Below are 12,365 nucleotides of genomic sequence, written 5' to 3' on the forward strand. Positions count from 1 at the left end.
CCCATCCTCCACGGGAGAACCTCGCGTACAGACACCGTAAACGGGCGAGGTTCTCCACCACAAGGGGGGCCGGGAGGAAGTTATCCTGCGTGACCCCCTGGTTCACCGTCGTTTTTCCTGCCCGACACGGTTGAAACGATGGCCTTCGCCACATCCGCCAGGGCAGTACGGGCGTCGTCGAGCAGCTCCGGGAAGCCGAAGAAGCCGTGGAACATCCCCGGGAAGTGGCTCTCGGTGACCTCCACGCCCACCTCGCGCAGGGCCGTCGCGTACGCGAGCCCCTCGTCGCAGAGCGGGTCGCAGCCCGCGGTCACGATGTGGGCGGGCGGCAGCGAGGCGAGATCGGCGAGGAGTGGCGAGACGTGCGGGTGGGACCGGTCGCCCTCCGGGCCGAGGTACTGCTCGGCGAACCAGCGGCAGTGCGCGGCCGTCAGGAAATAGCGGTCGGCGTTCCGCGCGAACGACTCCGTCGACCGATGGGCGTCGGTGGCCGGATAGACGAGGGCCTGGAGCGCGATGCGCGGGCCGCCACGGTCCCGGGCCAGGAGGCAGACGACGGCCGCGAGGTTGCCGCCCGCACTGTCGCCCGCCACGACGAGGGCGTCCGCGTCGCCACCCAGCGCCGCGTGATGGTCCGCCGCCCAGCGCAGCGCCGCGTACGCGTCGTCGACGGCGGCCGGGAACGGCGACTCGGGGGCCAGGCGGTAGTCGACGGAGACGACCACGGCCCCCGCCTCGCGGCACAGCCCGCGGGCGGTCGAGTCATGGCTGTCCAGGCCGCAGATCGCCCACCCTCCGCCATGGAGGAAGACGACGGTCGGGCGCGGGCCCGGTGCGTCGTCGGGGTCCGGGCGGTAGATGCGTACGGGGATCCGGGGCGCTCCGGCCGGGCCGGGGATGTCGCGGTCCTCGACCGAGCCGACGACCGGCGGCGGGAGCGGCGACGCGGGAGCCGCGGCCAGTATGCGGCGGGCCTCGGCGGCGTCGGTGACGGCGCCGCCGAGGTCGGGGAAGAACGCGGTCATCGCGTCGACCAGTGCACGGACGTCGGGTGCGAGGCGGTCCTCGGGCGCGGGGCTCATGCGGACACCGCCTGCCGCTCCTGGGCGCGGAAGTGCGGGATGACCTTCTCGCCCCACTGCCGCAGCGTCTCCAGACAGGCCTCCTGGGGGACGGTCCCCATCTGGACGAGGCACATGATCTCGTCGGCGCCCGCGTCACGCAGACGCTCGACATAGGCGATGGCGTCGTCGGCGGTGCCATAGGCGTGGTCGGCGTTGAAAGTGGCCGTGGCGGTGGGGCGTACCGGGATCCGGTGTTCGTGGAGGCGGGCCACGACCTGTTCGGCGGCCCTGCGCATGTCGGCCGCCTCGTCGGCGCCCTCCACCACCGCCTCGTCGGGGACGCCCGCGCCGCCGTACCAGTGCCCGATGGACTGCGCGAAGAACCGCTGTCCGCGGATGCCGATGTTCCGGGCCGCCTCCTGGTCGTCCAGGACGATGGTCGGGCACAGGACGGAGAAGTGGTCGTTCACGACGCCGGACACGAAGCGGTCAGGGGTACGGGCGGCGATCGCGTCGTCGTAGGCGCGCCGCATGCCGGCGATCGACTCGGGGCCCGCGAAGCCCATCACCAGGGCGCCGATGCCGAGTTCGGCGGCCTGGGTGAGCGTCTCGGTGCGGCTGCACGCGAGGAAGAGGGGCGGGTGGGGCGTCTGTTTCGGGCGGGGCAGGACGGGGTGCGGGTCGATGTCGAGGAGCTCCCCGTGGTGTTCGAGCTCGTCCTTCTCCCAGGCCTTCCCGATGATCCTCAGCGCCTCCTCGACCTCCTGCGTCGTGCGGTCCTTGTCGACACCGCACAGGGAGGTCTCCTGCTCGGTGCCGCCCCGGCCGGCCCCGAGGTCGAGGCGGCCCCCGGAGAGCAGGTCGAGCATGGCGGCCCGCTCGGCGACCCGCACCGGATGGTTGAAGTTGAAGGGCATGCACACGACGCCGTGCCCGATCCGGATGGTGCTGGTACGGGCGGCGACCCAGGTCAGGAAGATCTCGGGGGCCGACATGTGCGCGTACCACTTGAGGGAGTGGTGCTCGACGGCCCAGATCCGGTCGAAGCCCATCTCCTCGGCGAGGACCGCCTGTTCCACGCAGTCATGGATGACCTGATGTTCGTGTTCGACGGTGGGATCGGCGAGCTGCGCCTCGAAGATGACGGAGAACTTCACGTTGCCTCCAGGGAGTTGGGCCACACGCACTATTCCGGTTAGGTATATGACTAACCGTCAGGTGCACTCGCGGCAAGACCGGCGACGAGATTCGGCGACACGGCACGTGCCGGGGTCTTGCGGTGACCGGCTCCCGGTCACTTCAATGCGGCGCATGGCTGACGACCTGCCACCGACCGCCTGGGCCGTCCTCGGACTGCTGTCCTTCCCCGGGCAACGGACCGGATACGAGCTGAAGAAGTGGGCCGACGCCTCCCTGAGGTTCTTCTACTGGTCGCCCGCCATCAGCCAGATCTACGCCGAACTGCGCCGCCTCGAATCACTGGGCTACGTCACGTCGCTGCACTCCGGCGCCGAGGAGCCACGGGCCAAGCGGACGTACGCGATCACCGAGGAGGGGCGCGGGGCGCTCGCGGTGTGGGCCGGGGGCGGGCGGGGTCTCGGCGCGCCCGTGCTCAAGCACCCCGTACTCCTGCGCGTCTGGCTCGGGCATCTCGCCGCGCCGGAGCACCTGCGGGGCCTCGTGACGGAACACGTGGCCCGCACGAAGGGCGAGCTGAAGGAGGTCAGGGACGCGCTCGGACGGGCCGACGGGGTCGAGGCGTGGGCCCATCCGCAGATCGCGCTGCGCTGGAGCGAACGGCGGCTCGCGGCCGAAGTCGAACTGGCCGAGGCCATGCTGGACGACCTGGACGCGGCGCCCGGTCAACCTCCGGGGGACTCGCCCACCCACGGGTGATGCTTCCCGCGGCAGGCTGCCGAGGACGGTAGGACGGACCGGTCCCCGTGCTCTCCCTGTCCCTCAGCCCGTCTGGAGCCCCCGACCGTGAGCATTCGTGCCGTCCTGGTCGCCGCCGTCATCACTGGACTGGTCCTAGGAATCACCGCAACCAGAGCGGACCACTCCACTCCCTCGCGTCGGACCGGTCCCATCGTGGAGACGGGCCGTTAGGCTTCGGCCGTGCCGCGCGGGCGACCCCGTCCACGACCTCGCGCGGATGCCGAGCCGCCGTCGACGGAAGCGAGACGATCTTGAACTTCCTCACCATCGGGCATCGCGGAGTCATGGGTGTCGAACCCGAGAACACCCTCCGGTCCTTCGTCGCCGCGCAGAACGCGGGCCTCGACCTCATCGAACTCGATCTTCACCTGAGCAAGGACGGCGCCCTCGTCGTCATGCACGACGCCGACGTCGACCGCACGACGGACGGCCGGGGCCCCATCGCCGACAAGACCCTCGCCGAGCTGCGCGCCCTGGACGCGGGGCGCGGTGAGCGGGTACCGGTCTTCGAGGAGGTGCTCGACGCCGTGTCCAAGCCGCTCCAGGCCGAGATCAAGGACGTCGCCGCGGCGCGCGCCCTCGCCGACGTCATGCTGCGCCGGGACCTGGTGAGCCGCGTCGAGGTGATCTCGTTCCACGACGATGCCATCGCCGAGATCGCCCGGCTGGTGCCGGGCGTCCGTACGGCGCTGGTGGCCAGCCGCTACGGCACCGACGTGGTGGAGCGCGCCACCGCCGTCGGCGCCACGTCCCTGGTCCTCAACATCCGGCGCCTGACGCAGGAGATCGTCGAGCGGGCCCGCAAGGCGGACCTGCGGATCATCGGCTGGGTCGTCAACACCCAGGACGATCTGCGCCTGGTGCGGGCGCTCGGCCTGGACGGCGCGACGACCGACTATCCGGAGATCAAACGGACCGGCCGCTTCACGGCCTGAGCCGGGCGAGGGGCCCGAGCCATGCCCGGGACCCGGGCCGGCCGAGCGGCCCGCGTCGGCCGAGGGCGCCGAAGGGTCTGCAACGGCCGAGCGGCAACCGCGTCACCCGGGGGCCCGATGGGGCTGCGTCAGCCGAGGGGCTTGACCAACAGCTCGAACTGGAGGTCGTCCCGCTGCGGGATGCCGAAGCGCTCGTCGCCGTACGGGAAGGGGGTCATCTCTCCCGTACGGCGGTAGCCCCGGCGCTCGTACCAGGCGATGAGGTCCTCGCGCACCGAGATCACCGTCATGTGCATCTCGCGCACGCCCCACGCCTGACGGGCGGTGCGCTCCGCCTGCGCGATGATCACCTTGCCGAGGCCCGCGCCCTGGAGGGCCGGGCTCACGGCGAACATGCCGAAGTAGGCGTGCTCCCCGCGGTGCTCCAGCTGGCAACAGGCGACGACCGCGCCGTCGCGCTCGACGGTGAGCAGCCGGCTGTCCGGCGACTTGATGACGTCGACGACGCCCTGCGGGTCGGTGCGCTGCCCCTCCAGGATGTCCGCCTCCGTGGTCCAGCCGGTGCGGCTGGAGTCCCCGCGGTACGCCGACTCGATCAGCGCGACGAGCACGTCGACATCGGCGTCGGTGGCGTCCCGGAAGGTGAGGTCGCCGGTCGTGGGGCGGGGAGCGATGGACATGGGACGGTCTCCGATCTCGTGCGCGGCTGTCGGCGCGGGCGCCGTCGAGCCTAACGCCGAGCCTCTACGCTGCGTTGGCATGGTTCACGTACTGAGCAGCAGGACGCTTCTTCGCCCCACCGATCCGGAGCGGTCGCGGGCCTTCTACGGTGAGGCGCTCGGCCTTGCCGTGTACCGGGAGTTCGGGACGGGGCCCGAGCGCGGGACCGTCTACTTCCTCGGGGGCGGCTTCCTGGAGGTGTCCGGCCACGCGGAGGCACCGCCGTCGCCCGGACTCCAGCTGTGGCTCCAGGTCGCGGACGCGGCGGCCGCGCACGAGGAGCTGGCGGCGCGCGGCGTCGAGGTGCTCCGGCCGCCGGTCAAGGAGCCGTGGGGGCTGATCGAGATGTGGATCTCGGACCCGGACGGCGTGCGCATCGTGATCACCGAAGTACCCGAGGACCATCCGTTGCGCTACCGGCCTTGAGGCAGCGGGTTCCGGGTACGCGAGTTGGAACGACCCGTTCAGCGTGCGCGGCACCAGCGCGCGGAAGAGTATGGGCGGGACGGCCGGAGACCGGCCCTTCCGCGTCCGGATGAGCCCGACCCTGGAGAGACATCACATGGCAGCTCCGCGGATCCTGATCGTCGGCGGCGGATTCGCCGGCATGGAGTGCGCGCACAAGCTGGAGAAGATCCTCAAGCCGGGCGAGGCGCAGCTGAGGCTGGTCAGTCCGTTCGACCACCAGCTGTACCTGCCACTGCTCCCCCAAGTCGCCTCGGGCGTGCTCACACCGCAGTCGGTCGCGGTGCCGCTGCGGCGCATGCTGCGGCACACCGGCATCGTGCCGGGCGGCGCGGTGGGCGTGGACCCCGATGCCAAGGCCGTCGTCGTACGGAAGATCAACGGCGAGACGGTGGTGGAGCGCTACGACTACCTGGTCCTGACGCCGGGCAGCGTCACGCGGCAGTTCGACATCCCCGGAGTGGACCAGTACGCGGTCGGCGTGAAGACGCTGGCGGAGGCGGCCTGGATCCGCGACCACGTCATCTCGCAGCTCGACCTGGCCGCGGCCAGCACCGACCCCGCCGAGCGGGAGTCGCGGCTGCAGTTCGTGGTGGTGGGCGGCGGGTACGCCGGTACGGAGACGGCCGCCTATCTGCAGCGCCTGACCACCGCCGCCGCCAAGCGTCTTCGAGGGCTCGACCCGGATCAGATCAAGTGGCATCTCGTCGACATCGCGCCCAAGTTGATGCCCGAACTCGGCGACCGGCTCGGCGAGAAGGCCCTGTCGATCGTGGAGCGGCGCGGGCTGCACGTGTCGCTCGGGGTGTCCGTGGCGAAGGTGACCGAGGACACGGTGACGCTCACGGACGGCCGGGTGCTGCCGTGCCGCACGCTGATCTGGACGGCGGGTGTCGCGCCGAGTCCGCTCATCGCGACGCTCGGCGCGAAGACGAACCGCGGCCGGCTCGTGGTCGAGCCCGATCTGACGGTGCCGGGGCTCGACGGCGTGTTCGCGCTCGGTGACGCGGCCGCCGTGCCGGACCTCGAGAAGGGCGCCGACGCGATCTGCCCGCCGACCGCCCAGCACGCCATGCGGCAGGGCTGGGCCGCCGCGAAGAACGTGGCCGCAGCCCTGCACGGCCTGCCGCTGAGGCCGTACCGGCACAAGGACCTGGGGCTCGTGGTGGACCTGGGCGGCATTCAGGCCGTGTCCAAGCCGATGGGCGTGCAGCTGACCGGGCTGCCCGCCCAGTTCGTCGCCCGGGCCTACCACCTGGGTGCGCTGCGCACCGGGACGGCCCGGTTCCGTACGGCGGCGAACTGGGGGCTCAACGCGGTCGCCGGCGACGACTTCGTGCGTACGGGGTTCCAGTCGGAGCGGCCCGCGACGTTGAAGGACTTCGAGAAGACGGACGCGTATCTGACGCCGGAGGAAGTGCGGGCGATGGTGACCGCGCATGTCGAGGGCCGTTCGACGACGGCTCCGGTGGATCCCGAGATCCCGTAGCGGTGGCGGCTACGCGGGTCCCGACGGGGCCGACAGCCGTGCGCGGCACGCCAGTTGGAGGGCCAGCCGGGTTTCGGGATCGGTGAGGTCGGCGCCCGTGAGGTCCGTGATGCGGCGGATGCGGGCGCCGACGGCGTTGCGGTGCAGATGGAGCTCCTCGGCGGCGCGGGCCGGGGAGTTGTTGTGGTCGAGGTAGGCCTGGAGGGTGCGCAGCAGCGGGTCGGCGCGGTCCGGGCCCAACTCCATGACGGGTGCGAGGAGTTCGTCCACGGCTTCGCGGGCGGTGTCCGAGGCGTACCACTCCAGGAGCATGCGGTCGAGGCCCGCGGCGTCGTGCGCGGTCACGGGGGCGATGTCGGCGCCGGCGGGCTTGAGGAGGGCGGCCCTGGCCTCGCGGGCCGAGGTGCGGATGCCCAGGGGGCCGCGGTGCGGGGCGCCGACGCCGCCGCGCAGGTCCGCCTCGGGGTGCAGTCGGCGCAGCCGGTCGACGGCGCGGCGGGCCAGGGCGAGCGCGGCGCGGCGGCCCGGGGCGCCGGGGTCGGTGGGCCAGGTGCCGAGCAGGACGAGCGCGTCGTCGACGAGCGCGGCGTTCCAGTGCACGCCGTCGGGGACGTGGCCGTCGGCGTGCTGCCGTACGTCGGTCAGTGTCCTGGGCAGGACGGTGTCGAGGAGCCGGTAGCGGTCCGCGGCGGGCAGCGCCGCGGCCTCGATCCGCAGGGCGATGTGGCGGCCGTCGACGGGGAGGCCGATGGTCCGGCCGCGGGCGGCCAGGCGGGCGGTCTGGTCCTGCGGGGCGACGAGGAGTTCGGCGAGGAGGTGGCCGCGGGAGCGCACGGGGACGTCGCCGTGTCCGCCGCCGACCGCCGTGAGCGCGGCCAGCGCCAGGACGGAGCGGATCGCGGTACCCGGGTGACCAGGATGTGCGGCCGCGGCGAGGCGCACCTCGCCGTCGGGTCCGGCGGCCGTCGCGCCCTCCTCCCCGGGGCCTGCGGCCCGGCGCTCGACGGGTGTGCCGAGCAGGCGGGCGGCGATCGCGGCGGCCCGTTCCGGGTCGCCCGCGGCGGAGGGCAGTTCGCGGGCGGCGGCCCCGATCCGGGCGAGGGCGTCGGCGGAGTCCCCCGCGACGGCGCGGTCGACGGCCACGACGAGGGCCGCGAGGTCTCCGTCCGTGGCCAGGACGGCGATCCGGCCGCGCTCCGCGAGGGTGCGTACGGCGATGTCCCCCGCCACCTGCTCGGCGCCCGGAAGCACCAGCGCCGCGGCGCCGGCTGCCGCGGCGTCCCGTACGGCCACGTCAAGGAGGTGGTCCGGCACGGGTGCGAGGAGCACCGCGACCGTGCCCGCGGGGACGGTCGCGAGCCCGTCGGCGCGGGGTTCGAGGCGGATGCCGGTGACCTCGGTGGCGTCGAGGGGGCCCGCGAGCGGTCGGAGCGTGTCGAGGCCGGGAGCGCTGAGCAGGTCGACGAGGCGGGGCATACGGCCATTGTGCTGGAGGCACATCACGCTGCCAAGGTGTGGGCTTGCAGCCCATTGGTGGGCGCGCGCGGGCTCGTACTCTGAGCCGTATGCAGATGGACGCCGGAGTGCTCGCCGACTTCGCGCGGGGCTGTGCCGTCCTGGGGTCGGGAGGCGGCGGTGGCCCCGCCGCCGTGACGTGCCCCGTGGCCGAGCAGGCCATCGAGGAATGCGGGCCCGTGCGGGTCGTGGCGGCCGGCGAGCTGCCCGAGGACGCGTTCGTCATGCCGGTCGGCCTGATCGGCTCGCCCGCCGTCGCCGAGGAACGCATCGGCAGCCGGGCCGAGCCCGCGCGGATGCGGGAGCGGGTCGAGGCGCTGCACGGCGTGCCCGTCGCCGCCGTCCTCACCTCGGAGATCGGCGGGCTCAACGGCTGTACGGCCGTCGCCTGGGCGGCGCGGCTGGGGCTGCCGTTGCTCGACGCCGACGCCATGGGCCGGGCGTTCCCGCGCATGGACCAGAACGTCCTCGAACTGGCCGGGCTCCGGCCGGGCCCGACCGTGCTCGCGGACGAGTACGGCCGCACCGTCGTCCTCGACCATGTCGACGGCCCCTGGCTGGAGGAGCTGGCGCGGGCCGTGGTCGCGACGTTCGGCGGGCACGCGGCGTCGTCCGAGTACCCGCTGACGGCCGGGCAGGCCGCCCGGCACGCGGTCGCGGGCTCGGTGACGCGGGCCGTCGCCGTCGGACGCGGCGAGGGGCCCCCGCCCGTACTGACCGGCAAGGTCTCGTCCGTGCGGCGGGCCGACGAGGACGCGACGCGCGTACTCCTGGAGGGCACCGGCGCCGACGCCGGTCGCCTCGTACGGATCGAGGCCCGCAGCGAGTTCGTCGCGGCGGTCGAGGACGGCAGGGCGCTGGCGCTGGTGCCCGACGTGATCGCTCTCGTCGACGTGCGGACCGGCTGGGCGGTGCCCGTGGAAGAGGTCAGGTACGGGCTGCGGGTGCGCCTCGTCACCCTTCCGTCGGCGCCGATCTGGTACTCGGAGGCCGGACTGCGCCTGGCCGGACCCGCCGCGTTCGGGGTGCACGGGCTGACCAGGGAGGTCACGCCGTGATCACCGGCATCGACGAGCAGCCCCGCCGGACCGCCCCGACGAAACAGCTCAGACACCGGCCGCCGACGCAGCTTGCCGCGCCGCACTCCACGCAGATCCGGCACACGGAGGCCCGTCTGCCGCTCGCCGCGCCCGCCGCGTTCGGGGAGCACGGACTCCCGGGGGAGGTCGCGCCATGATCATCAGCATCGACGAGCAGGTCGACCAAGCCGCGCCGACGAGGCGCGCGTTCGGGCTCGACGGCCGCACCCGGGGGGCCACGCCATGATCATCGGTGTGGATGTGGGCCCCACCAGCACGGATGCCGTCCTGCTGGACGGGGACGGTACGGGTGGCGGTCGGGCGGTCCGGGCCGTGAAGGTGCCGTCCCTGCCCGGCGACGCCGTCGGTTCGCTCGTCGCCGCTGTCGAGGCGCTGCCCGGCGAGCCGCGGGCGCGCGCCACGCAGCTCGCCGTGGGGCTGCGGGTCGCCGACCGGGCCCTGGCGGAGCGCGCGGGCCTCGCCCATGTGGGGGTGCTGCGCATCGGGGGCGAGGCCGCCGACACCGTGCGGCCGCTGTTCGGGTGGCCCGCCGAGCTGCGTGACGCCGTGTGTGCCGGGACCGCGAACGTGGCCGGTGGCGGCGGGCTCGGTCCGCACGACGGGGCGCCGCTCGACCGGGACGCCGTGGCCCGTTTCGGGGCCGAACTCGCGGGCCGGGCCGAGGCGTTCGCGGTCAGCGCCGTGTTCGCGCCCGCCGACGGGACGCAGGAGCGGGAGGCCGCCGAGATCCTGCGGGCCGAGGCGGGTGCCGACGTGCCGGTGGTCCTGTCGGGCGAGATCGGCTCGCTCGGGCTGCTGCGGCGCGAGAACGCGACGGCCCTCGACGCCGCGCTGTGCCTCCTGGTGGCGCGCGTCGCCGACGAACTGACGGCCGCGCTCCCCCGGCTCGGGCTCGCGCCGGGCGCCGCCGTGCTCGTGACCCGGCACGACGGCACCCTGATGAGCCTGGACTACCTGCGCCGCCAGCCCGGCCTGAGCCTCGGCTCGGGCCCTGCGTGCACGATTCGCGGCGCGGGGCTGCTCGGCGGCGTACGGGACGCCGTCGTCGCGGACATCGGCGAACGCCGGGCCCGCGTCGGCGCGTTGACCGCCGGCTATCCCCAGGAGGCCGGACCCGGAGGGCGCATCGGCGGCGTACCCGTCAGCCTGCGCGTCCCCGAACTGCTCACCGTCGGCGCCGCGGCACACCGCGACCTGGCGGAGGCGGTGGACCGCATGCAACCGGCCGCCGGCCGGCTCCCCGTCGTCCTGGTCGGCGGTGGCGCGGCTGCGGTGCCCGGCCGTGCGCTTCCCGGATGCGACGTCGTGCGACCCGAACACGGTGGCGTCGCGGGCGCGTTCGGCGCGGCCGCGAGCCCGGTGGGCGGCCACCACGAGCGCATCGTGCGGGCCGGTCCCGGCCGGCGTCTGGACGCCGTGCGGGACGAGGTGCGCGACCTCGCCCGGGCCGGGGCCGTGCGCGCCGGGGCGGATCCCCGTCGTGTGCGCACGCTTCTCGAACCGGATCTCACCGTGCCCTACCTGCCGGGCGCGCTGCTCCTGAGGGCCAGGGCCTTCGGGCCGCCGCTACCGCTCTGACCTGACCAACACCCTTTCCCCGCACGGCAGTTCAGCTTCGCCCTGCCGTGATCCCGCCCATCCCTCTTCGATGCGAGGACCGTCCCCATGCCCAAGCCATCCGACGTGCCGACGCCCGGTCAGAACGACCCGGCCGATGAGGACTACCCCCTGGAGCGGGTGCCGCGCGCGGCCCGCTACTCCTGGTTCAACGTCGCCGTGCAGCGGTTCGGCCAGCTCTCCGACCTCACGCAGTTCCTCCTCGGCGCGACGCTCGGCGCCGGGCTCTCCTTCTGGGGCGCCTTCTGGGCGTTCACCCTCGGCTCGGTGATCCTGGAGGTCGTCTGCATCTTCGTCGGCATCGCCGGGATGCGCGAGGGCCTCGCGACCTCGATGCTGGTGCGCTGGACCGGCTTCGGGCGGTACGGCTCGACGCTCATCGGGCTCGTCATCGCGGTCAGTCTCTTCGGCTGGTTCGGGGTGCAGACCGCGGTGTTCGCGGCCGGTCTCCAGTCGATCGTGCCGTCCATACCGCTGTGGGCCTGGTGCCTGATCTGCGGGCTCGCCGTGACCGCGCTGGTGCTGCGCGGTTTCCGGGCCATGGGCTGGACGGCGTTCGTGACCGTCCCGGCGTTCCTGGGCCTGGCCGGGTGGGCGATGACCGTGCAGATCTCCCGGCACAGCTTCACCGACCTGGTCGCGTCGCCGCCGTTCGGCGCGCACATCTCCATCGCGACGGGGGCGACGATCGTCGCGGGCTCGTACATCGTCGGCGCCGTCACGACGCCCGACATGACGCGCTTCAACCGCACCACCGGCGACGTCGTCAAGCAGACCCTGGTCGGCATCTCCCTCGGCGAGTACGTCCTCGGCCTCGCCGGGGTGCTCCTGGCCTACGCCGTGAAGTCCTCCGACCTGATCGCGATCATCACGTCCAGCTCCGGCGTGGTCGGGGTGATCGTCCTCGTGTCGGCCACCGTGAAGATCAACAACTGGAACCTGTACTCGTCCGCGCTCGGCCTGATCACCGCCGTGGAGTCGGTGTTCAAGGTGCGCCTCGGCCGGGTGGGGACGACCGTCGTCATCGGTGTCCTCGGCAGCCTCGCCGCGGCGGCCGGGATCCTGGACCACTTCACGGACTTCCTCACGATCCTCGGCGTCCTCACCCCGCCCGTCGCCGGGATCATGGTCGCCGAGTACTTCGTCGTGAAGAAGTGGCGGCCCCAGCTCGACGCCTCCCGTGCCTTGGGCCGGCTTCCGGAGAGCGAGCCGAGCTGGGTGCCGGCCACAGTCGCCCTGTGGACCGCCGCCTCACTGGTCGGCTGGTTCAGCGACCACTACGCCTCGTGGGGCATCCCGGCGCTCAACTCGCTGATCCTCGCGGGCCTCGGCTACGTGATCGTCGGCAGGCTCGGTCTCGTGCGCGGCGTCCGTGAGCTGCCCTTCACCCAGCCCGCCCGCCCTGCGGCCCAGATCGAGGCCGAGTCCGGCGCGGCGGACCCCCTGCCCGCCCCCGCCCACTGAACCCCGTCCCGACCCACGGACACACCATCCACGGACGCACCGTCCACGTACGCACGAA

General features: G+C 73.4%; 12 protein-coding genes. 8 read left to right on the plus strand and 4 right to left on the minus strand.

The window, feature by feature from the left end; genetic code table 11:
• Positions 1 to 80 precede the first annotated feature (80 nt).
• A complete protein-coding gene (locus tag LGI35_RS08675) occupies positions 81 to 1,082 on the minus strand; it encodes an alpha/beta hydrolase (protein ID WP_227293313.1) in 1,002 nt (333 codons plus the stop codon).
• A complete protein-coding gene (locus LGI35_RS08680; protein ID WP_227293314.1) occupies positions 1,079 to 2,221 on the minus strand; it encodes an LLM class flavin-dependent oxidoreductase in 1,143 nt (380 codons plus the stop codon). Before LGI35_RS08680 ends, LGI35_RS08675 begins: the two co-directional genes overlap by 4 nt.
• Before the next feature lie 154 nt (positions 2,222 to 2,375).
• Here LGI35_RS08680 and LGI35_RS08685 point away from each other — a divergent pair, with 154 nt between their 5' ends.
• Positions 2,376 to 2,960, plus strand: a complete 585-nt coding sequence (locus LGI35_RS08685) for a PadR family transcriptional regulator (protein ID WP_227293315.1) — start codon at positions 2,376 to 2,378, stop codon at positions 2,958 to 2,960.
• 293 nt (positions 2,961 to 3,253) lie between these two features.
• Positions 3,254 to 3,937 (plus strand): glycerophosphodiester phosphodiesterase, encoded by a 684-nt coding sequence (locus LGI35_RS08690; protein WP_227293316.1) that lies wholly within the window; start codon positions 3,254 to 3,256, stop codon positions 3,935 to 3,937.
• Between the two features lie 128 nt (positions 3,938 to 4,065).
• Here LGI35_RS08690 and LGI35_RS08695 read toward each other — a convergent pair whose 3' ends face one another.
• Positions 4,066 to 4,617, minus strand: coding sequence for a GNAT family N-acetyltransferase (locus LGI35_RS08695; RefSeq protein WP_227293317.1), 552 nt, complete (start codon positions 4,615 to 4,617; stop codon positions 4,066 to 4,068).
• 79 nt (positions 4,618 to 4,696) lie between these two features.
• On the opposite strand from LGI35_RS08695, the gene LGI35_RS08700 reads away from it, so the two are divergent.
• Both LGI35_RS08700 and LGI35_RS08705 read left to right on the plus strand, forming a co-directional pair.
• A complete protein-coding gene (locus LGI35_RS08700) occupies positions 4,697 to 5,083 on the plus strand; it encodes a VOC family protein (RefSeq protein ID WP_227293318.1) in 387 nt (128 codons plus the stop codon).
• Between the two features lie 136 nt (positions 5,084 to 5,219).
• Entirely contained in the window at positions 5,220 to 6,611 is a 1,392-nt protein-coding gene (locus LGI35_RS08705) for an NAD(P)/FAD-dependent oxidoreductase (RefSeq protein ID WP_227293319.1), read from the plus strand.
• A 9-nt stretch (positions 6,612 to 6,620) separates the two neighbouring features.
• Here LGI35_RS08705 and LGI35_RS08710 read toward each other — a convergent pair whose 3' ends face one another.
• On the minus strand, positions 6,621 to 8,087 hold the full coding sequence (locus LGI35_RS08710; protein WP_227293320.1) for a PucR family transcriptional regulator: 1,467 nt from the start codon (positions 8,085 to 8,087) through the stop codon (positions 6,621 to 6,623).
• An 89-nt stretch (positions 8,088 to 8,176) separates the two neighbouring features.
• On the opposite strand from LGI35_RS08710, the gene LGI35_RS08715 reads away from it, so the two are divergent.
• The 4 genes from LGI35_RS08715 to LGI35_RS08730 all read left to right on the plus strand — a co-directional run bounded on the left by LGI35_RS08715 (position 8,177) and on the right by LGI35_RS08730 (position 12,307).
• The gene (locus LGI35_RS08715) at positions 8,177 to 9,184 is read left to right on the plus strand and encodes a DUF917 domain-containing protein (RefSeq protein ID WP_227293321.1); all 1,008 of its coding nucleotides are present in this window, start codon (positions 8,177 to 8,179) and stop codon (positions 9,182 to 9,184) included.
• Complete coding sequence (locus tag LGI35_RS08720) at positions 9,181 to 9,363, plus strand: hypothetical protein (RefSeq protein ID WP_227293322.1); 183 nt, start codon at positions 9,181 to 9,183, stop codon at positions 9,361 to 9,363. The genes LGI35_RS08715 and LGI35_RS08720 overlap by 4 nt, the downstream gene beginning before the upstream one ends.
• An 85-nt stretch (positions 9,364 to 9,448) precedes the next feature.
• The gene (locus LGI35_RS08725; RefSeq protein ID WP_227293323.1) at positions 9,449 to 10,804 is read left to right on the plus strand and encodes a hydantoinase/oxoprolinase N-terminal domain-containing protein; all 1,356 of its coding nucleotides are present in this window, start codon (positions 9,449 to 9,451) and stop codon (positions 10,802 to 10,804) included.
• A gap of 87 nt (positions 10,805 to 10,891) precedes the next feature.
• On the plus strand, positions 10,892 to 12,307 hold the full coding sequence (locus LGI35_RS08730; protein WP_227293324.1) for a purine-cytosine permease family protein: 1,416 nt from the start codon (positions 10,892 to 10,894) through the stop codon (positions 12,305 to 12,307).
• Positions 12,308 to 12,365 lie beyond the last annotated feature (58 nt).

The sequence above is a fragment of the Streptomyces longhuiensis genome (assembly GCF_020616555.1).
Taxonomy (GTDB): Bacteria; Actinomycetota; Actinomycetes; order Streptomycetales; family Streptomycetaceae; genus Streptomyces; species Streptomyces longhuiensis.